Annotated in this window: 14 protein-coding genes and 1 pseudogene; 3 read left to right on the top strand and 12 right to left on the bottom strand. The window is 52.9% G+C overall.

What is annotated here, in order from left to right:
• From glnP to GTPT_RS00810, 5 genes are all read right to left on the bottom strand, one after another.
• On the bottom strand, positions 1-657 hold the full coding sequence (gene glnP / locus GTPT_RS00830; protein ID WP_025903898.1) for a glutamine ABC transporter permease GlnP: 657 nt from the start codon (positions 655-657) through the stop codon (positions 1-3).
• 54 nt (positions 658-711) lie between these two features.
• Positions 712-1,464 carry a glutamine ABC transporter substrate-binding protein GlnH gene (gene glnH / locus GTPT_RS00825; protein WP_071780093.1) on the bottom strand — a complete coding sequence of 251 codons (753 nt, stop codon included), beginning with the start codon at positions 1,462-1,464 and terminating at the stop codon, positions 712-714.
• 273 nt (positions 1,465-1,737) lie between these two features.
• A complete protein-coding gene (locus GTPT_RS00820) occupies positions 1,738-2,298 on the bottom strand; it encodes a carboxymuconolactone decarboxylase family protein (protein ID WP_241964865.1) in 561 nt (186 codons plus the stop codon).
• A complete protein-coding gene (locus GTPT_RS00815; protein WP_029989745.1) occupies positions 2,295-3,635 on the bottom strand; it encodes an aspartate aminotransferase family protein in 1,341 nt (446 codons plus the stop codon). The genes GTPT_RS00820 and GTPT_RS00815 overlap by 4 nt, the downstream gene beginning before the upstream one ends.
• A gap of 107 nt (positions 3,636-3,742) precedes the next feature.
• Positions 3,743-4,606: a MurR/RpiR family transcriptional regulator gene (locus GTPT_RS00810; RefSeq protein WP_025903902.1), complete on the bottom strand. Its 864-nt coding sequence runs from the start codon at positions 4,604-4,606 to the stop codon at positions 3,743-3,745.
• Between the two features lie 1,973 nt (positions 4,607-6,579).
• Between GTPT_RS00810 and GTPT_RS00805 the strand changes: the two genes are divergently transcribed.
• Complete coding sequence (locus GTPT_RS00805) at positions 6,580-7,095, top strand: GNAT family N-acetyltransferase (RefSeq protein WP_051170706.1); 516 nt, start codon at positions 6,580-6,582, stop codon at positions 7,093-7,095.
• Between the two features lie 416 nt (positions 7,096-7,511).
• Here the strand turns inward: GTPT_RS00805 and GTPT_RS17380 are convergent, their stop codons facing one another.
• The 4 genes from GTPT_RS17380 to pepA all read right to left on the bottom strand — a co-directional run bounded on the left by GTPT_RS17380 (position 7,512) and on the right by pepA (position 13,339).
• A complete protein-coding gene (locus GTPT_RS17380) occupies positions 7,512-7,997 on the bottom strand; it encodes a putative adhesin (RefSeq protein WP_338116812.1) in 486 nt (161 codons plus the stop codon).
• Positions 7,998-8,386: 389 nt separating this feature from the next.
• Positions 8,387-11,242 carry a valine--tRNA ligase gene (locus GTPT_RS00795; protein ID WP_025903905.1) on the bottom strand — a complete coding sequence of 952 codons (2,856 nt, stop codon included), beginning with the start codon at positions 11,240-11,242 and terminating at the stop codon, positions 8,387-8,389.
• A gap of 5 nt (positions 11,243-11,247) precedes the next feature.
• Complete coding sequence (locus tag GTPT_RS00790; RefSeq protein WP_025903906.1) at positions 11,248-11,706, bottom strand: DNA polymerase III subunit chi; 459 nt, start codon at positions 11,704-11,706, stop codon at positions 11,248-11,250.
• A 121-nt stretch (positions 11,707-11,827) separates the two neighbouring features.
• Entirely contained in the window at positions 11,828-13,339 is a 1,512-nt protein-coding gene (gene pepA / locus GTPT_RS00785; RefSeq protein ID WP_025903907.1) for a leucyl aminopeptidase, read from the bottom strand.
• Positions 13,340-13,604: 265 nt separating this feature from the next.
• Here pepA and lptF point away from each other — a divergent pair, with 265 nt between their 5' ends.
• The gene (lptF, locus tag GTPT_RS00780) at positions 13,605-14,705 is read left to right on the top strand and encodes an LPS export ABC transporter permease LptF (RefSeq protein ID WP_025903908.1); all 1,101 of its coding nucleotides are present in this window, start codon (positions 13,605-13,607) and stop codon (positions 14,703-14,705) included.
• A complete protein-coding gene (gene lptG, locus GTPT_RS00775; RefSeq protein ID WP_025903909.1) occupies positions 14,705-15,781 on the top strand; it encodes an LPS export ABC transporter permease LptG in 1,077 nt (358 codons plus the stop codon). Before lptF ends, lptG begins: the two co-directional genes overlap by 1 nt.
• Positions 15,782-15,838: 57 nt before the next feature.
• Here the strand turns inward: lptG and GTPT_RS00770 are convergent, their stop codons facing one another.
• The 3 genes and pseudogenes from GTPT_RS00770 to GTPT_RS00760 form a co-directional block, all read right to left on the bottom strand.
• Positions 15,839-19,363 (bottom strand): S6 family peptidase, encoded by a 3,525-nt coding sequence (locus tag GTPT_RS00770; protein WP_051170707.1) that lies wholly within the window; start codon positions 19,361-19,363, stop codon positions 15,839-15,841.
• Positions 19,364-19,631: 268 nt separating this feature from the next.
• A pseudogene (locus GTPT_RS00765) lies at positions 19,632-20,921 on the bottom strand (DUF445 domain-containing protein).
• Positions 20,922-21,028: 107 nt separating this feature from the next.
• Positions 21,029-21,946: a LysR family transcriptional regulator gene (locus GTPT_RS00760; protein ID WP_025903913.1), complete on the bottom strand. Its 918-nt coding sequence runs from the start codon at positions 21,944-21,946 to the stop codon at positions 21,029-21,031.
• Positions 21,947-22,064: the final 118 nt, after the last annotated feature.

Raw genomic sequence — 22,064 nt, 5'->3', positions numbered from 1 at the left:
TCATAAGATATGCATCCTTTTTTCCAGTCTTTTAAGCAGGAAGCTCAGACACAGAGTCACAATCAGATAAAGTGCTGCTACCGCTGTCCATACTTCGAGTGCGCGGAAGTTTCCGGCAATAATTTCCTGGCCCTGACGGGTCAGTTCAGCCACCCCAATCACGATAAACAGTGAGGTGTCTTTAATACTGATGATCCACTGATTACCGAGCGCCGGGATCATACGACGCAGAGCCAGGGGCATGATGATATGCCATGTGGTGGCGCGGGAAGATAATCCCATGGCCAGTCCGGCTTCTTTAAAACCTTTATTAATCGATAAAATCGCGCCACGGGTGATCTCAGCAATATAAGCGCCGGAGTTAATCATAATCGTGACGACAGCGGCGGTGATCGGTTCAATGTGAACCGGCAGCGCTAACGGCAGGGCGAAGTAAATAAACATCACCTGCACCATAATCGGGGTGCCGCGGATAAGTTCGACAAAAACCAGTGATAACGCTTTTGACACCCTGCCGCCCAGTGCGCGACAAACACCGGCAGCCAGGCCGATAACAAAGCCGCCCATCAGGCCGACAATAGAAATAAAGAGGGTCAGCTTTAACCCTTGCAAGAGTATTGGCACGGCTTGCCAGACATAACTGATGTCAAAATTCATAGTATTACCCGTACAGTGTAAAAAAACGGGGCCAGCCATCGCTGGCCCAAAAACTTACTTAGGTTCTTTATCGAACCATTTCAGATAAATTTTGTTATAGGTACCGTCAGCACGTAATGCTTTCAGTGCAGCATCGACACGGGCGGTGTAAGGGCTGTTTTTCTGCAGGGCAAAACCATACTGCTGCGGCAGCACGCTGTCGGTTTCACCGGTGGCTTTAATTTTTCCGTCACCGGCTGTTTTCACGTAGTAAAGAACGTTTGGTGAGTCGTGAACAACGGCATCAATATTACCGGCCTGCAGATCGAGGTAAGCATTGTCGATGTTCGGGAACTCAACGTAATCGGCTTTTACGTGTGCTTTCATAAAGCTGGCTGCCGCAGTCCCTTGTTTCAGACCAACACGTTTACCGGCCAGATCACTGAACTTAGTGATGCCGGTCGCTAAGCTTTTCACTGCCATCAGCAGGTCAGCGTTATAGTATGGGGAGCTGAAATCCACGACCTGAGCGCGAACCGGTGTAATGGTGATACCCGCCATGGCAACATCGATATTACGCGACTGCAGACCCGGGATCAGACCACTGAAATCCATCGGTTGCAGGGTGTAATCGACGTCCATTTTTTTCGCAATGGCATTCCACAAATCGATATCAAATCCGACGTACTTATCGCCTTGTTTAAATTCAAACGGAACAAACGCAGTATCCACGCCGACGGTTAACTTATCTTTTGCCATCGCATTAAAACTGAATGCTCCGGCCAGTAAAGCTAATGAAATCCCGACAGTATTTATTGTTTTCAGCATAGCGATTCCTTTGTATAGATCGGATGATGTGTGTCAGTCATAGTGATAAAAGCAATATATGTGCCACTATTTTTCCTTTCTGATAAGAAAGGAGAGTGAAAAGTAATATTATGATTTTTAATGTTTTTTAATATTACCCGGCGACTCACGGCTGACAGATTTCAGAAAAAAGGGGCAATAACTTTTACTTATAGGGTGATATGTTCAGGGGGCACTTTTTTGGTGCCCCATTTTGGAAGCGGGAGGATCTTTTTGGTGCCTCCCGGCGGTTGACTAAAAACCGTCAGGCATTGACGAGGGGGGCGTTCCGGCACAGTTCATGACCATAGCGAGCAGAGAGTAATAGCCATTGACGCCAATCAGATCCATCACGGCAGTTTCACCAAAATGGCTCACTGCTTCATGCCACAGGCTATCGCTGACTTCCTGCTGTCGGTGTAGCTGCTGACAGAAGTGGTACACCAGCCATTCATCTGCGGCTAAGTCATCCGGGGCAGGTTGTTGCTGATTGCGGATCGCCAGAATAGCGGCGGCAGAAATCCCCTGTTGCTGTGCCACCGGCGCATGGATCTCCCACTCCACCGGCTGAGACCAGTGCCTGGCGGTGAGCAGAATCGCCAGCTCGGAAAGCCTTTGTCCGATGGCACTCCGGTAGCGCAGATACTCGCCCAAACGCTGGACATGTGACATCAGCTCGGGACTGCGCAGCAATGCCTGAAACGGGGGCAGCAGTGCCCCCCGCGGGCCATTGATCACCTCTTCTGCTAAGAGACGTTGTCCGGGCGTCCACGCTTCCGGGGCCAGGTCAGGCAGGCGGTGAGTTCGTGCCATCATGACTGTCCCGCCGCTTTAGCGGTTTCCCGGATAATGACCTGTTTCAGTGTGCCCACCACAAAATCGAGCTGCGACTGTTCAATAATAAAAGGCGGAGCAATAAGGATGTGATCCCCTTGCTGTCCGTCAATCGTACCGCCCATCGGGTAGACCATCAGTCCTTTTTCCAGGCAGGCACTTTTGATGGCAGCATGCAATTTGTGTGCAGGATCGAATGCCGTTTTTGTTGTTTTATCCCTGACCAGTTCGACGCCGGCGAATAATCCGCGTCCGCGGGTATCTCCGACAAAATCCAGACCGGCCAGTTCGGCATGTAATTGCTGTAGCAGATAATTTCCCTGGTGTTGCACGCGATTCAATAAGTTTTCCCGCTCGATCACCTGCTGGACGGCCAGCGCTGCCGCGGCGGCGGTAGGATGGCAGATATAGGTATGACCATGCTGGAACATTCCGCTACCGTTACGCAGCGGTTCCATAACTTTATCGCTGACCAGTACGGCGCCAATCGGTTGATATCCGCCGCCCAGTCCTTTCGCCACTGTTACGATATCCGGGACCACATTGTCCTGTTCAAAAGCATGCAGTGTTCCGGTCCGGCCCATACCGCACATCACTTCATCAGCGATGTACAACAGGCCATATTTGTCACAAAGTTTCCTTACCCCCGCGAAATACCCCGGGGTCGGCGGTACAGCACCGGTCGTGGCGCCGCTGACGGTTTCGGCGATAAAACCGATAATTTTGTCCGCACCGGTATCAAGAATGGTCTGTTCCAGTTCGTTCAGCAGACGTTGGGTATACTGTTGTTCGCTTTCTTCCGGCAGGCGATCACGGTAGGCATTACAGGCAGAGACCCGCGCCACATCCATCAGCAGAGGGGCAAATTGCTTACGACGCCACTCATTGCCTCCGACGGCGAGGGCACCCAGCGTATTCCCGTGGTAGCTCTGACGGCGGCCGATAAAGGTGGTTTTTTCAGGTTGCCCGGTTTCCACGCAATACTGCCTGGCCAGTTTCAGTGCCGTTTCTACCGCTTCAGAACCCCCGGAAACGAAATAAACAGAATTCAGATCCCCGGGAGCCGTACGTACCAACTGGTCGGCCAGTTGCTCCGCGGCATCACTGGTAAAAAATCCGGTATGTGCATAAGCCAGCGTATCAATCTGCTGATGCAGGGCCGCCAGCACATCAGGATGACCATGACCCAGGCAGGAAACGGCTGCTCCGCCGCAGGCATCAAGGTAACGTTTTCCGGAACGATCGGTGATCCACACCCCTTGTGCAGAGGCGGCAACAGGGGGGGTAACCTTCAGACTGCGGTGAATAATATGGCTCATAGTGATCCTGTGGCGGCGATAAGCAGGGGAACTCCCCCCCGGACAGGGATCATACTCTCAGATCCATTTGAATCATTCAATCAATTAATGATTCAAATGGATCATTTTTAGGAGCTCTGTTTCCCGGGGAGGATATAGGTCCCGGAATCAATCAGATAGCGTTCAGCACTTTCTATGCGACGGATAGCGTCTTCGCCATGTCTGGCGACCAGCGCAGCCATAAGACATTCGGCAAGTCCCATCGCAGAAACAACAGAGGGGAAAAATGACGGGCTATGGGTGGAAAAAAGCAGGGTACAGGCAGCCGCCTGTGCCAGCGGGGACACTGCCGAATCTGTCACTGCAATCAGCGTCGCCCCGGCAGCTTGTGCATACGCGATGATTTGCAGCGTTTCGCGGGAGTAAGGCGCGAAACCGCTGATCATCACCACATCATCGGCACTGATCTCCCGGGTAAAAATCTCCTGATTATTGGCCAGCCCGTCAATCAGCGAGACGTGCCGGTGAAAGAGACGATAAATATAATGCAGTGACCAGGCGACAGAGAAGCTGGCGCGGAATCCGCAGATATAGACATGTGAGGCATTATCCAGCAGGGTAACGGCTTGCTCCAGGGCTTCCCGGTTATTATCCCTGGTCTGTTGCAGGTTAGTACCGAAGGCAGAAAAGACTTCATCATACAACGCCGGGTGCTGTTCTTTATCCTGCAATCCGTAGGCCCGTGAAGCATAGCTATCATCCGCCAGTCCCAGGGATTGTATAAAGGCCGATTTGAGTTCCCCCCAGCCCTGATACCCCAGGCGTTGAGCCAGCCGCAGCAGAGTGGCAGGTTTAACGCCTGCACTCCCGGCAAAGGCGCGCATTGACAGCACCACCAGCTCGCTGCTGTGTTCCAGGACAAACTCCGCGGCTTTTTGCAGTTCCGGGGTCAGCGCGGGGTAGAGTTCAACAATAATTTTTCGCGGGTCCATGTCGGCCTTTCTCCGGGTTTCGGGGTCGGCAGGGATGATACCTTGCCCCGGAGGGTAAGGGAAAGTGGCTGATTGGGGAGCCGGGGAAAACCGGATCAGGTTTTTTAATGATCAGACCGTGAGTGTTCCGTTCGCTTTGTGATAAGGCATGCTGTCTTAGCCCCGCCGTGGGCGATCGGGCAAAGGGCGCCAGGCCGCGCCCTCTGCACTCCGGGCCTTGCGACAAGCCTGCCCGCCGCTGGCGCGGTACCTTCGCTCACTCATTTGTCCTTGACGGACCGGTCACGATTCGCTCCTGCTCAGCGTGACCTCTCGCCGCGTCCCTGCGGCTCGTCCTGGACATATTCGCTCGCTCAGCGGTGCGATGTCGCCCGACCAACGGTGTTGGCATCCGCGGAAAAGCGGATAAAATTTTTGTCTCTGGTTTGTGGGTAAAGAGTTCGTCCGTTGTTTTTTCTTATCAGCACGATGAGTATTCCGTTCGCTTTATAATAAGGCATGCTGCCTTAGCCCCACCGGGGGCGACCGGGCAAAGGGCGCATGGCCGCGCCCTCTGCACTCCCGGCCTTGCGACAAGCCTGCCCGCCGCTACGCGGTACCTTCACTTACTCATATGTCCTTTACGGACCGGTCATGATTCGCTCCTGCTCAGCATGACCTCTCGCCGCGTCCCTGCGGCTCGCCCTGGCCACATTCACTCGCTCAGCGGTGCGATGTCGCGGTAAGTCACCGGGTGGGTGGCCCGGAGAAAACCGGGGGATTTTTGTCTCAGGTTTGTGAGTGTTCGGTTTATCTGTGTGTTTTTTGATCAGTGCGGTGAGTGTTCCGTTCACTTTGTAATAAGGCTTGCTGTCTGAGTCCCGCCGCAGGCGACCGGGCAAAGGGCGCATGGCCGCGCCCTCTGCACTCCCGGCCTTGCGACAAGCCTGCCCGCCGCTGCGCGGTACCTTCACTTACTCATATGTCCTTTACGGACCGGTCATGATTCGCTCCTGCTCAGCATGACCTCTCGCCGCGTCCCTGCGGCTCGTCCTGGCCATATTCGCTCGCTCAGCGGTGCGATGTCGCCCGACCACCGGTGCAAACATCCGAGGAAAAGCGAATTATGGTTTTGTTTTAAAATCGGGAAACAGTGGCGATGCTCCGGTGGAAGGTTTTGGGGCGCTATCCGCAGCGCCGAACGCAGAGTGACGGCCAGGCAGAGCCGGCATGGACGCCGGCGAAAGCACGGTTGAGCCAGGACGGCGAATCCGGGCGGGCCGTCAGGCCGGAGCGATAAGTGAGGGGACAGCGAGGACCTGCGCCAGGCGGGGATTGTTAAGGCCCGCGCCTTCGGGCCTTAATCCGTCCGCTGCCACGCGGCAACTGAAACTACTGTACGTATGACGGGCGGAATCTGCTCAGAGCGGATAACCGGGGAACCGGATAATTTGTTTGTGTCAGCACGGTGAATATTCCGTTCGCTTTGTAATAAGGCATGCTGCCTGTAATCCGCTGCGGGCGACCGGGCAAAGGGTGCATGGCCTTGCAACGAATGTTGACCCAGCCTTATGTTATCCTCTGGCATATCTTTGTCGTGGGGAATTTTTTTATTTTCTTATCGTGGTGATCTTACTTCCGGATATTCTGAGCTAATTATTTTTTCCGCTCGACCGCGAGTTAAAAAAACACACCTTACACATGGCTCCCGGGGGGCAGAACAGCCCGATATCCGGGGTAATAGAGAAACAACTATCAGTTTTTTCGTTTTTTCATTAAGAGAATATTTGTTGTTTCGTACAGCATCCTGAGTTTCACGCCTGAAGCCCTGAGCCTGTTGAACATACCTATGACTATTCACCTTCTCAATGTTCACCAGCGCAATTCAGGGGAGTTATAGTTTCAGCCTCAGAATCGCTCTGAGGGCGTTCGGGATGTGCGTGCAAAAGGGCTTATGTTGAATGTGATGTCTAAAAATAGAGATGGGGTGTTTAATGGATATCGTAATACGAGCTGTTGAGTTGAAAGATGCAGAGCAGCTAAAAAGTATATATAGCCAAAAAAATGTTCAGGAAAATATGTTGCAACTCCCTGCTCCATCGCTGAGTTATTGGGAAAGTCGAATTCAAAACTATACCGAAAAGGGATGGATTGGTTTTGTCGCTGAGATCGAAGGCGTTGTCGTCGGTGAGCTGGTAATTTTTACTCAACAGCATGTAAGACTCAGGCATGTTGTTTCTTTTGGTGTTGCCGTTGATATAAATCATTCAGGGAAAGGTATAGGAAAGCAGTTGATTCTTTTCTGTCAGGAGTATGCATTTCAATGGCTGGCAGCTAAGCGTCTTGAGTTAGAAGTATTTGCTAGCAATGATTCAGCAATCAGGCTTTATGAAAACTTAGGTTTCGAGATTGAAGGTAAGAAGAGAAATGCTGCATTGAAAAATGGTGAGTATCCAGGATGTTTTCCTTATGTCAAAATTAGCCATTTAACATCAGGGCCCGGAGTTTGATAGCTCCGGGTTTACGACCATTTACAATGCATCTTTATCCGAAGTGATCATGAAGGGCTTTCTGTCATCCTCCGGATGGGCCATAAATGCTTTATCGTCTTTGGATGCATCATACAATAGAAGCGATATGAGAATGCTGTAGTGGTTCCTGCGCTGGCTTCAGTGATGTATAGGTTTACCCGGTGGTTAATTTTCACTTTCCTGATTATCTTTTGTTCGAATGGTGGAAGGTTCAGCACCTTATTAATCCCGAAGGAGACAACCGTCAGCAGGATCAGGTAGCAGCTGTGTTTTGCATAGTCTATACCCATTCTGATCTACGCATGGTCGTCCGGGCAGGGGGCGCATGGTCGCGCCCTCTGCACTCCGGGCTGTGTATTCAGTGCCGGTGCCTGTTATCGCTATTTATAAATCAATCAGATCCCCGACGATGTGAATCGCATAGCTCTGCAGGAGAGAAAATGGATTTCGCGATAAGGCAATTCACCTGTTCTGACGGCATCAAAAATATGCTGAGTAGTGATAGTATCGACCGGAAGGATAACATCACAGTGGCCACCGGGGCGGGGAGTACATGCACGTCCTACCGCCATATCGGCTCGCAGCATGTAGTTTTTTACTACACTTCTCCCTGAATAATCTTTTATCGGTGAAGGTGAATCGTTCCTCTGTAACTGCTCATACAGGCCCATGACCTGACGGTTTGAGATAGTTTCGCCATGCCTGACATACCAGTTAGCCGTCACATTGGGCGGTATATGTGTCATCATCGTCATGCTGCCGAAAATAAAATATGAAGGTACAAATCTCCCGTGACTAATCACAGCGACCCGGCGGGCAGGGTAGGGGTTGCACCTGCGTACTATTATACGTTTTCCATTAATAAACTGAGTCAATTCCATTTGAAATACCTTTTCGGGATGGTTTTATGATAAGGCTTTGCCGTTGTCAGGATTTTACCGGCAGATGAGCAAATAATGCCGGGCTGTCGCCGTTTCCCTGATCCCCGGGAGACGGCTGACGGATGAATAGCCGTACGTACTCAAGAGTCGCATAGACATATCTCTTGCGTCAGATACCGGACAACGGATGTCTGTTATAACAAAAACCGATTGAACGGACACATAAATAATGCCGGTTTCGTGTATCTGATAATTTAAAATACTTCAGGCGATGGCGGAGTTGTTAATCAATGCCTCTCAGGCAGAGCGGCCACTATATCCGCCGGTTTTCAGACCACGGAGACAAAAAAGCCGGGACATGCCCGGCTTTCTCTTTTACTCAACCTCACTTACAGTGCAGCAATTACTGCCTGCTGTTCGGTCAGTTTGGTTTTGGCCTGCTGCAGGTCGGCTAAGCGCTCACGCTCTTTTTCAACAACCGCCGCCGGGGCACGGGCAACAAAACCTTCGTTGGACAGCTTCGCATTGATTTTTTCAATCTCTACGTCCACTTTGGTCTGCTCTTTTGCCAGACGCTCCAGCTCCGCTTCCTTGTTGACCAGACCGGCCATCGGGATCAGCAACTCAGCACCTTCCACCAGCTTGGTGACCGAGACCGGTCCTTTATCATCGGCTGACAGCAGAGTCAGGCTCTCCAGACGGGCCAGACGCTTCAGGAAGTTACGGTTTTCACCCACGCGGCGAATAACGTCTTCCGTTGCACCGCGTAATAACAGATCCAGAGGCTTGCTCAGGGCAATATTCATCTCTGCACGAATATTACGGACGGCGATGATGGCCTGCTTGATCCACTCGATATCTGCCTGTGCCTGCGCATCTTCTTTATCCGCTTCCCAGGCCGGGAACGGCTGCAGCATGATGGTGTCATCGCTGTTACCGGTCAGCACCTTCACACGTTGCCAGATGGTCTCGGTGATAAACGGAATGATCGGATGTGCCAGACGCAGTAATTCTTCCAGTACGGTGACCAGCGTATGACGAGTACCACGAAGCTCGGCTTCGCTGCCATTGTTCATCACCGGCTTGGTCAGTTCCAGGTACCAGTCGCAGAATTGGTTCCAGGTAAAGTCATACAGCAGGCTGGCCGCGATATCGAAACGATAGCTGTCCAGTGCCTCGCGGTAGGCTTTTACGGTGCGGTTAAATTCGCTCAGGATCCAGCGGTCAGCCAGTGACAGAACTTTCTCGCCACCGTTAAAGCCGCAATCCTGGTCTTCCGTATTCATCAGCACGAAACGGCTGGCGTTCCACAGCTTGTTACAGAAGTTACGGTAGCCTTCAAGACGCTTCATATCCCAGTTGATATCACGACCGGTCGACGCCAGTGCCGCCAGGGTGAAACGCAGGGCATCTGTCCCTGAAGGCTCAATGCCATCCGGGAACTGCTTCTCGGTACGCTTGCGGATTTTTTCCGCCAGCTGAGGCTGCATCATGTTGCCGGTACGTTTTTCGATCAGCTCCGGCAGGGAAATCCCGTCCACCATATCCAGCGGATCGATAACGTTACCCTTCGACTTGGACATTTTCTGTCCTTCGTCATCACGGATAAGCCCGGTCATATAGACCGTTTTAAACGGAACCTGAGGCTTGCCGTTTTCATCTTTCATAAAGTGCATGGTCAGCATGATCATGCGCGCAATCCAGAAGAAAATAATGTCGAAGCCACTGACCACGACGCTGGTCGGGTGGAATGTCCGCAGTGCTTCCGTATTTTCCGGCCAGCCCAGGGTAGAGAAAGTCCACAGACCTGAAGAGAACCAGGTGTCCAGCACATCTTCGTCCTGACGCAGTTCCGCATCTTCCGGCAGATTGTTTTCGGCACGAACTTCCGCTTCAGTACGACCGACATAGACATTACCGTCGTTATCGTACCAGGCCGGAATACGGTGACCCCACCATAACTGACGCGAGATACACCAGTCCTGGATATCACGCATCCATGAGAAATACATATTCTCGTACTGCTTAGGAACGAACTGGATCTCACCGTTTTCTACGGCTTCTACTGCAACCTTCGCCAGCGGAGCGGTACGGACATACCACTGATCGGTCAGCATCGGTTCGATAACGACACCACCACGGTCACCGTAAGGTACGGTCAGATCATGAGGCTTAATTTCTTCCAGCAGACCGGCAACTTCCACTGCGGCCACGATGGCTTTACGGGCCGCAAAACGTTCCAGGCCGGCAAATTCCGCAGGGATAGCGCCATCATAAACGTCGCTCTCTTCGCCGTTCGTATCATACACCTGTGCCTGAGTGCGGATATCGCCATCAAAGGTCAGAATATTGATCATTGGCAGCTGGTGGCGACGCCCGACTTCGTAGTCATTGAAATCGTGTGCCGGAGTGATTTTTACGCAACCGGTACCTTTTTCCATATCGGCATGTTCATCACCGACAATCGGAATACGACGGTTGATTAGCGGTAATACCAGGTATTTGCCAATCAGGTCTTTATAGCGTGGATCTTCAGGGTTAACGGCAACCCCGGTATCCCCCAGCAGGGTTTCCGGACGCGTGGTCGCCACCACCAGGTAATCTTTACCTTCGGCGGTAGTGGCTCCGTCGGCCAGCGGGTAACGGATATGCCACATTGAGCCTTTTGACTCGCGGTTTTCCACTTCCAGGTCTGAAATCGCGGTACGCAGTTTCGGATCCCAGTTCACCAGACGCTTGCCACGATAAATCAGATTTTCTTTATACAGACGGACAAAGACTTCTTTTACCGCATTCGATAACCCGTCATCCATGGTGAAGCGCTCACGCTCCCAGTCCACGGAATTACCCAGCCGGCGCATCTGACGGGTGATGGTTCCGCCGGATTCGGCTTTCCACTGCCAGATTTTATCGATAAACGCATCACGGCCGTAATCCTGACGGGTTTTACCTTCTTCAGCGGCAATCTTACGCTCAACGACCATCTGGGTAGCGATACCGGCGTGGTCAGTACCTGCCTGCCACAGGGTATTTTTCCCCTGCATCCGCTGATAGCGGATCATGGTATCCATGATAGTCTGCTGGAATGCGTGACCCATATGCAGGCTGCCGGTAACATTCGGCGGCGGGATCATGATGCAATAGCTTTCCTGGCTCTCATCACCATTCGGTTTGAAGTAGCCTTGCTTTTCCCAGTGCTCGTAAAGCGGCTGTTCTATCTCTTGCGGATTATATGTTTTTTCCATTTCTGCTATGTCGTTTTTGGCGCCGGTAGGGTTGCCGTATTCAATTGGAAACCGACGCTGCGATACGCTTTATAGCGGTCACGCGCCAGCTGCTTCAAAGATTCTTCATCAGGGACAAAGTCTATCACTTCATGGAAAGCGGTAGCAAAATCTGCAAACCACGGGAGCAGGGTGATCAGCAGGTCGCGGGAGGCATTCCCCCGTTTTTCCGGCCACGCCAGTTCAACCGGTGCGCCATAACGTGGCCCTTCACCGGCCAGATTATGGGGCACAAAGGAATCCGCCGGTCGCTGCCAGAGCGCTTCGTCCAGACGGACGGCCTGCGCTTCGTTTTCACAGGCCACCAGAATACGCTTACCCTCACGCCAGCGCGCCGCGGCCAGTTCACAGGCCATGGCTTCAACTGCAGACAGGGGCTCGTGTGGTGTATCGGGGCCGGGAAGGTAAAAGGTGGCATTTTTCATGCGATTGCCTGTATTCCATGAAGTAAAAAGAGTGACCAGGGTCACTCAGGGTAATCCGGTTTCTGCCGTGAAGATACCGGCAGGACAGCCCCCGGCTCAGCAGGGGACTGCCGGTACAACCTTACTCGTCGGTGCCCAGACCGGCACGGTTCAGCAGGAACTGTGACAGCAGAGGAACCGCACGACCGGTTGCGCCTTTGGCTTTACCTGAACGCCATGCAGTACCTGCAATATCCAGGTGCGCCCAGTTATATTTGCGGGTAAAGCGGGACAGATAACATCCGGCAGTGATAGCACCGCCAGGCCGGCCGCCGATGTTTGCCATATCCGCGAAGTTGGATTCCAGCTGATCCTGATACTCATCGCTCATCGGCAGACGCCATGCGCGGTCACCGGACTGCTCAGAAGCACTGATCAGCTCGTGCGCCAGCGGGTTATGGTTAGACAACAGTCCGCTGATATGATGGCCCAATGCTATCACACATGCGCCGGTCAGGGTGGCAACATCCACCACGACTTCCGGATCAAAACGCTCGACATAAGTCAGAGTATCGCACAGCACCAGACGCCCTTCGGCATCGGTATTCAGCACTTCAACCGTTTGCCCGGACATAGTGGTCAGGACATCGCCCGGACGTAATGCACGGCCGTCAGGCATGTTTTCACACCCGGCCAGCACGCCGACCACGTTCAGTGGCAGTTTAAGCTCGGCGACCATGCGCATCACACCGTAGACGGTGGCCGCGCCGCACATATCATACTTCATTTCGTCCATGCCTTCCGCAGGCTTGAGCGAGATGCCGCCGGCATCGAAGGTCAGCCCTTTACCGACCAGAACAATCGGCCGCGCATCGGCGTCAGGATGTCCTTTATATTCGATAACCGACATCAGCGATTCATTCTGCGAACCGGCACCGACCGCCAGATAAGCATTCATCCCCAGCTCTTTCATCTGCTGTTCGCCGATGACGCGGGTGGTGATGTTCTGGCTATAGGCATCCGCCAGTTGTCGTGCCTGAGACGCCAGGTACGCCGGATTACAGATGTTTGGCGGCATGTTGCCGAGATCTTTTGCTGCTTTCACCCCGGCGGATACTGCCAGACCATGCTGAATAGCACGCTCACCGCTGGTCAGTTCACGACGGGTAGGGACGTTGAAGACCATTTTACGTAACGGACGACGAGGCTCGGCTTTGTTGCTTTTCAGCTGATCAAAGCTGTACAGAGACTCTTTTGCTGTCTCAACCGCCTGGCGGACTTTCCAGTAATTGTTACGGCTTTTGACATGCAGTTCGGTCAGGAAGCACACAGCCTCCATTGAACCGGTGTCATTCAGCGTATTAATGGTCTTCTGAATAATCTGTTTATATTGACGCTCATCCAGTTCCCGCTCTTTACCACAACCAATCAGCAGGATGCGTTCAGAAAGAATGTTAGGCACATGGTGCAGCAACAGGGTCTGGCCAACTTTGCCTTCCAGTTCACCGCGACGTAGCAATGCGCTGATATAGCCATCGCTGATTTTATCCAGTTGCTCGGCAATTGGCGACAAACGACGAGGTTCAAACACCCCGACGACTATACAGGCGCTGCGTTGTTTTTCCGGGCTACCGCTTTTTACACTGAACTCCATGTATTCTCCTGAATCTTAAAGACAACAGCGTTTGCTATCGTTAGAATGTATAACTCTTATTCTTATTATGAAACAGTTATGCCATGACAAACAGTGGATTGGCGTCATAATAAGCTAAGATTCTGAGGACGATGCCTCAGTATCCTGAGAAGGTGGTCATACAATTTTAGCCACGATAGCAGCCATTGATGAAGTAAAATGGCTAATAAGCGTTGAAACTATCGACTTTCCTGCAAAAAGACAAGTTTTCACAGGCGTATTTAGCGTGATTATCATTAGATATCTGGTTCGGGAGACGCTCAAAAGTCAATTCGCCATTCTGTTTGTCCTGTTACTGATCTTCTTCTGTCAGAAGCTGGTCAGGATCCTCGGAGCGGCAGTCGACGGTGATATCCCGACAAATTTAGTACTTACTCTGCTGGGGCTAGGCGTGCCCGAGATGGCGGAGCTTATCTTACCATTAAGTTTATTCCTGGCTATCCTGATGACGCTGGGAAGGCTCTACACGGAAAGTGAAATCACGGTCATGCATGCCTGTGGTCTGGGCAAAGATGTGCTGGTCAAAGCGGCTCTGATCCTGATGTTGATCACCTCGGCCATGGCCGCGGTAAACGTCATCTGGCTCGGCCCCTGGTCGGCGAGATACCAGGATCAGGTCACACAAAATGCCCGGGCTAACCCGGGGGCCGCGGCGCTTGCCGCAGGGCAGTTCCGCACCTCAAACGACGGCAATATGGTGCTGTTTATCGAAAACGTGAAGGGGAATCAGTTCGGTAACGTGTTCCTGGCCCAATTGCGTCCGAAGGGGAATGCCCGGCCTTCCGTTGTGCTGGCTGATCACGGACATATGGAACAACAGGCAGACGGCTCTCAGACGGTGGTTCTGGATAAAGGCACCCGGTTTGAAGGTACAGCGATGCTTCGCGATTTCCGTATCACTGACTTTACTCAGTATCAGGCCGTTATGGGGTATAAAGAAGCGACCCTGGACCCGAACGACTCTGACCAGGCCTCCCTGTCTACGCTCTGGCATAACCATACTCCGGCATTCCGGGCAGAGCTGAACTGGCGTCTGACACTGATTTTCTCGGTGCTGGTTATGGCGCTGATGGTGGTGCCGCTCAGCGTGGTTAATCCTCGCCAGGGCCGTGTCCTTTCCATGCTGCCAGCGATGCTGCTGTACCTGATTTTCTTCCTGGTTCAAAGCTCTTTCCGTTCGAATGCGACCAAAGGCCGCCTCGACCCGGCCGTCTGGATGTGGTCAGTGAACGCAGGGTATTTCGTGCTGGCGATTGTGCTGAATCTGTGGGATACGCTGCCAATGCGGCGGTTCAGAGCGCGTTTCAGTCGCAGTGAGGTAGCCTGATGTTTGGAGTTCTTGACCGCTATATTGGTAAAACGATTTTCAACACCATCATGATGACACTGTTTATGCTGGTGTCATTATCGGGCATTATCAAGTTTGTTGAACAGCTACGAAAAACCGGCCAGGGTGCTTATACCGCACTCGATGCCGGTTACTTCACCTTACTGGGTGTTCCTACCGATCTGGAATTGTTTTTCCCGATGGCGGCCCTGCTGGGGGCCTTGCTGGGGCTGGGGAACCTGGCTCAGCGCAGTGAACTGGTGGTGATGCAGGCCGCCGGATTCACCCGGCTACAGATTGCGTACTCGGTGATGAAGACGGCGATCCCGCTGGTATTTCTGGCGATGGCTATCGGTGAGTTTGTTGCACCTGCCGGTGACCAGATGGCGCACAATTACCGTGCACAGCGAATGCTGGGCGGGTCGCTGTTGTCGACTCAGGGCGGGCTGTGGGCCAAAGACGGTAATAACTTCATCTTTATTTCTCACATCAGTAACGAAAACGAACTCAGTGGCGTCAGTATTTATCGCTTTAATGACCAGCGCCGTCTGACCGATGTCCGCTATGCGGCCAGTGCCGTCTGGGATAAGGCTGCCCGCCAGTGGGACCTGACTCAGGTGGATGAATCTAATCTTACCGATCCGAAACAAATTACCGGTTCTCAGCGGGTCAGTGATATCTGGAAAACGACACTGACGCCGGAAAAACTGGGTGTGGTCGCGCTGGACCCGGATTCCTTATCGATCCGTGGCCTGAATGATTACATTAAGTACCTGAAACAGAGTGGGCAGAAAGCCGGACGTTATCAGCTTAATCTGTGGAGTAAAGCGATTCAGCCTCTGTCGGTCGCGGTCATGATGCTGATGGCGTTATCCTTTATCTTTGGGCCGCTGCGTAGCGTATCGATGGGGACGCGGGTGGTCACCGGGATAAGTTTTGGTTTTCTGTTCTATGTCCTGGATAAGATTTTCGGTCCGTTAAGCCTGGTCTACGGCTTGCCTCCGTTCCTCGGGGCTATTCTGCCGAGTGCTGCTTTCTTATCTGTCAGTCTGTATCTGCTGATTAAACGACGCTGATTCAGGCAAAAAAAAAGGGGTCACCGGCAGGTGACCCCTTTTTTATTGAGCCGGATATCAGAACGTGAACTCCATCCCGCTAAGGATGTTCCAGTCATCGATACCCTCTCTTTCCAGCCGTTTCTGATACTGTACCCGCGTTGTCATTCGCAGATTATCGGTAATACTGATGGCCGCATCGGTATTCAGTTGCAGGCTATTTCCGCCACGACCGGCGCTGAACAGGCTTTGTGTCTGCCCGTCACTAATGACGACCTGACGGGCCGCCCCCGGGCGCAGTATAACGCGGGCATCCGCTCCCAGGCTCACACGCCCCAGCGTCATCCGGTAATTCACCCCGACCCTGAAATCAGGCGTATGCTGCATTTCATAGCTGACCCTGGCATTGTCCTCATCAGTAAAGGAACGGATCCGCAGTTGCTGCCAGTGCATGCCCAGTTGCGGAGTCAGACGATGATGACCGTATTGCCAGCCTTTCCCGGCCTCTATCCCTGTCAGCCAGCTACTGGCTACCGGTGTTGCGACTTCTCCCCGTAAGCCGGTGCTGACATGGCTACGAAAGCGGGTATAAGCGAGAGGGATTTCCAGTTGCCAGCCATTATCGTTCTGCCAGCGTAACAGGGTATTAATGCTGAGAGTATCCGCACTGCTGCGGCTGTCGCCATCTGCGGCAGAGGGCTTGACTGAAAGTGAGCCTTTACTTACTGCCAGACCGAATGTGAGTTGCTGTTCCCGGGCTTCGGGAGAGCTCCAGCGACTGCCCATCATCCAGCCATTGGATTTCGCGGTGGAATCATACCCGTAATTTGTGAAATTTCCGGCAGAATGATAGCGCTCATTACTGTGATATCCGTAGACAAAAAATGCAGAGCGGGGATCACGTACGCTGTCAGAAAACATTTGCTGTAAATCTTCACTCAGGCGGGAAAAGGCCCCGGGCAGAGAAATATAGGCGGGGACCTGAGGCGTTGTGGCTGGTCTGACCGGCAGAGGTTCCTGCTCTTGTTCCTGTTCCTGGCCTTGTTCCTGCTCAGGCTCCGGGTCGACCGGAATGGTGTTTCCCTCACTGTCGAGCAGGATGTTTTGTAAACGATAATCCCAGAACTGATTGCCTTCACCGTCAAGTAAGCGTTCACTTGCACTGGATTTCCCGGGAGCAAACGCATACAAACCGTAGGCCCAGGCACCCCGGGCCACATATTCGCCGGCCAGTTTGACGCGTTTTTCATCGGATTCGCCACCGACCTGTAATACCGAGATCCCCTCATTATTATCAGCCCGCTGATTACCATTACTGTCTGTATCCTGCCAGTCGGCCTGTGAGAGGATGCTGATAAGCAGCGGCGAACTTTCTGTGGTATTCAGGTCACCGGAAATAAGTAAGTGGTCACTGGCATCAGGAGAATACCCGGCCCTGAGGATCACACTGTTATTTTCACCGGCCGTCAGGGAGTTCATTTTCATCACCGAACTTTCGCCAGCAGAATAATGCAGCCCGGGATAATAAGTGACATCTGCATCCCCGGAGACGTCTGAGAAACTGCCGGCCCCGGTGAGCAGCGTACCTGACTGCAGTGTCAGTGCCCCGGTCACCCCGGAAAGGACTTCCAGCTCTCCCTGACTGACGGTGATACCGCCACTATTCTGGCTATATCCGGCCAGTGTCAGGCGACCTTCTCCGGTTTTCAGTAAAGACCCCTCACCACTGAGATTGGCATCAATCCGCGAAGCCAGTTCACCGGCAGTACTGATATTCTGGCTGATATCTGCAAGCAGTTGCGCGTCTGCCCCGTCCAGTACGGTCGTGCCTTTGAGTGTACTGCGGGCTAATAAGCGGAGCGTGGCGTTATCCGCTACCCGGAGGTCGGTCTCTACAGTGGCGTGCTCTGCCAGCGTCAGTGAACTGTTCTCTGCCACAAAGGCTGTTCCGGCAGTGTACTCTTGCGGCAGCCAGTCATCGTCATAGAGGACATTAGCGGCATGTAACACCTGCTGTCCGGATAACTGCAGGTCACCGGTACTGACCTGTAGCGTCCCCAGAGTTGCTCCGCCGCTGAGTAACCAGCTCCCCTCGGTGGTCAGATTGAGTGTCCCCCCGGCGTCTTCGGACCCCAGTGATCCGGCAAAGGTCTGCTGATCACCTGACAGGATAAGTTCGGAGGCCTGCGCTGCATTATTATTCAGCAGGCGGGCACCATCATCATTATGTTTTATCTCGCTGAATGTCAGCGACTGTCCGTTCATATCCAGTGTACCGCCACGGTAGCCGAACTGAATATTTTCGCTGTTGATCTGCCCGGCGCTGCCGAGCACGACGACCGGCCGGCCACTGACCAGTGTGATGACGGAAAAAGCCTGGCGTTGCCCGTCACTGTCAGCCTGCTGATTCAGAATAACTGTGCCGTCCCCGGTATTTAATGCTCCGGGATTAACGCCTGTTGCATTCACCAGTAATGTACCGGCCCCGATTTTATGAAGTGCATCGTCCGCCTGCCCGTTCACCTGCCAGTCGACAGTCATACCTTCATCGACTTCAATACCGCCGCCGACCCAGCGGGAATCCTCGTCCTGCTGACTGACCACCTGGTAATTCCCGGAAAACTGCAGTTTTGCCGCACCGTGATTGACAGACTGCTGCAAGACAATGGTGCCGCCGTCACCCTCAAACCGGAGATCTTTTGAGGCATCCAGTTCATCATTACTGGCTTGGGACGGAATCAGACTGTCCGCCACTCCGTGCCATGACCATTCATTCTCTCCCTGGCGAATGGCATCGGCAGACCAGACGATATCCCCGTCACCTGCCGTATCGGTAACGGAAGGATCGGTATTCTTCGCCAGGACGTCGGCGATTTCCTGGTCCCGGAGGTACAGAATATATCCGCGCAGGTTATAGGGGGCTGTACCGGCACCACTGGTCAGAACACCCGCCAGACGCCAGATTTTATCGACATTATCGTAAACCAGCATCGGGCTACCGCTGTCTCCGGACCTGGACATGGAATCCAGAGGCTGTACCGCCGGGTTATCGGGCGAGTAGTTGTACCAGCGTAGCCGCCAGCTTTCAAAGGTCGGGTTCAGGATAGTCCCGCCGGTTTTCCACTTGTATGCGCCGCTCAGCTTGGTCAGGGTTTGCGTTTCAGCATCGACCTGATATTGCGTACCGGAACCTACCCGGGTGTACCAGGTATAACGGTCTTTATTCGCCGCCAGCGTAGAACCTTTTACGGTTTCCAGCGGGGCGGCTTCGGTCACCACTTTATTTAATCGCGGGACATGGAAGTCATGGGTTGTCGAATTATTCCTATTAATTAATTTATAGCTTGTTTTAAATTTCGCATTATTTCCGAAAGAAACGGTCTTATATCCGCCATTATGTCGCACGCCGACAACATAAGAAGGGGAAATCAGGGTGGCATAGCCGGAAGAATTAACCGCAGAAAAATCCGGCATCGGATAGGATAAAATACCCGCCACACTGCCATCGGTTTTAAAAACAGAAATATTTTCAACGCCGGGACGGTATTTCCCCAAATTTTCCGCAAAGTCCCGATATTCCTGTACAGGAACATCTTCACGCATAACACCGGCGTTTCCGGGGAATGGGCTGAGAGAAAAACAACAGAAGAGAGTCACTGAAAGGGGTCTGTTCAATGTGTATAATCCTTATTTTATTGACAGGGTCTTCCTGACCCTTTCGTGTTTATAACGGATTAATGTAACCTTGTCCAGAGGCGGCAGGTGAGAATATATTCATTATGAGTGATGGTCTGTGAAATATATCCCGGAGTGATAAAGTCCGGGAATTTAACTGCAGGGACATCCTGTTTCGGAAATATTTAACTTCAGGTCAGGTAAATGAGTGGCCTATTATCCGGATAAACAGAGGGAGCTGTGATAATAAAAAAAGTAATAATCCTAATACTCCGCCGACCAGCGTACCGTTAATCCGGATAAACTGTAAATCACGGCCGATATTTTGTTCTATCTGGGCCGACAACTGGTGATCATCCCAGCTTTTTATCGTATCGCTGATATGGCGGGTAAGAAATCGTGCGACGTCCGGGCCTGCCTGAATAATGGCCTGCTCCAGATGATGCGTAAATGAGGCACGTAGTTGCGGGTCATCGCCCAGGGTACGACCGAACCATAGCGTGGCCCGGGTCAGATGTGCACCGGTCACTGAGTCCTCACGGGACAGATCCTGCTGCAGCCAGTCACGCAGGTCATCCCAAAGCCCTGTCGTATAGCGGTTGAAGGTTTCGTCTTCTTTCAGCCAGGTTTTAAGCCTTTCTGCACGGTCCTGCATGTGCGGATCCGTCTTCAGTGACTAAATAAAACGCAGCACCATCCGGTTAGCGCTGTCACGAAGCTGGTGGTGCTGATCCTGTGCCACATCCAGCAATAACGTATCTATTATTGCGGTCACCTTTCCGGCCCCTTTCTCGCCCAGCCACTCTGCCGGAACCAGCCTGGCCATCGTCGGATACTCTTTGCTGAACCACTGACTGATTTGTCCGGCAATAAATTGTCGTGACTCCGGGTTCGCCAGCATTTCTGTGATCTTTTTGATCAGGGTATCCAGCAGTTCCTGATGGCGATTTTCCCGCGTCAGACTCTCCAGCAATAAAATCGCGGCCTGACGGAAATCGACAGTTTCAATGGCCCGGTGGATCCCCTGCTGCATAAAGCGGCGGATGTTCTGATCATTCCCCGCCCGCAGAAAACCGGCAATCAGCTGGCGAATAAGTGCGCTGAGTCTGGCGGCATTTTCCGGTGCACTGAGCCACTGTGCCATTTTTTGCGCCGGATCGTGGCGTCGGATCAGTGCGATCATACTGTCGGTAGAGAGGAATTTTTCTTCGACAAACCGGCCCAGATTATCGGCAATTCGTTGTTTATTGCGCGGAATAATCGCGGTATGGCGACCGATAAACGGCAACGGGATGCGGCGGAACAGGGCGGTCACGGCAAACCAGTCGGCGAGTGCACCCACCATGGCCGCTTCTGACACCGATTTTATTGCCTGAATGGCCAGCGTTTGCGGCAGAAAGAGGGTCGCTACAAATACGCAGGTCACCACGGTTAACAGGCAGAGCGCCAGCCGTTTGGTTCTGGTCAGAGCGGAAATTTTATCCATACAGTCGCCTGAAAAGTAAACAAAAGAAAGAGCCAGTCAGTGACGGCTGCCGGCCTTCAGCATAGCAAGCGGATCAGAATTTTTCCTGCCGGGATCGCGTCGCGGGTTTATGCCGCGTCACCGGAATGGTCACTGCGTTGCTGTAACCGGGTGGTCAGGAACTCCAGAAACAGGGTGATCGCGGCGGACTGCTGACGTCCCGGTAGCAGATGGATCTGCAGGGTGCGCCGGGTAAGATGATTAATATCCAGATTGCGTAACACCAGCGGATGATCATGGTGATCATAAGGGACGGTAAAACGACTGCACAGGGTGACGGCCAGCGGCGTCTGGCGCAGAAAGTGGTACAGGGTCGCAAAGCTGTTACAGGTCAGCGTCGGTTCAATAAAGACGCCGTTCATCTGACAGGAGAGATCAAACAACTGGCGTACGGTGGTGCTTTGATCCGTCAGTGCCACCGGATAGCTGCTCAGATCCTGCAAATGAAAACTCTGGCTGGCCAGCGGATGCCGGGCGGACATCACGACAAGTACCGGGGCGGGCCAGCTACCGGCGATCTGTACTCCGCGCTCGGGGTGCAGGCAAAACTGCAGGGCTAGGTCACACTCACCGCGATGCAGACTTTCCGACACCTGTCGGGTATTCCCGGTTTGCAGATAGAAACTGACCGAAGGGTATTGCTCGCGGAACCGTGAACAAATCGCCGGCAGCAGGTCATAGGCGACGCCTTCCGTACAGGCGATGCGGATAGCCGTACGACGGATGGCGGTCAGCCCTTTTATCTCTGACAGGGTGACTTCCATATCACGCTGGCTTTGTCGCAGGCGGTGTTCGAAGAGTTTCCCGGCATCATTCAGCACCATTCCCCGGGCATGCCTGTCAAATAAAGTGACGCCGGCGTCCCGTTCCAGACGCCGTATCTGCCGGCTGATGGCGGAGGTGGCCACAAACAATTGCCGGCTGGCGGCACTTAATGAACCACTCTCGGCCACGGCCAGAAAATAACGAAGTTCGGTACTCAGCATCAGCTTGCCTTATAACGGTGCATGCCGTCTTTTTGTGCAGTTCAGCGTTGCTTTTAAAGCAAGGCTTATTTGATATTTTGATAATTGTGGCAAAGGTGGAGAGTAGCTTAGATTGTCT

Source organism: Tatumella ptyseos ATCC 33301, assembly GCF_000735525.1.
Lineage (GTDB): Bacteria > Pseudomonadota > Gammaproteobacteria > Enterobacterales > Enterobacteriaceae > Tatumella > Tatumella ptyseos.
The sequence above is the reverse complement of the archived record's forward strand: the minus strand, read 5'-3'. Positions and strand labels throughout refer to the sequence as shown.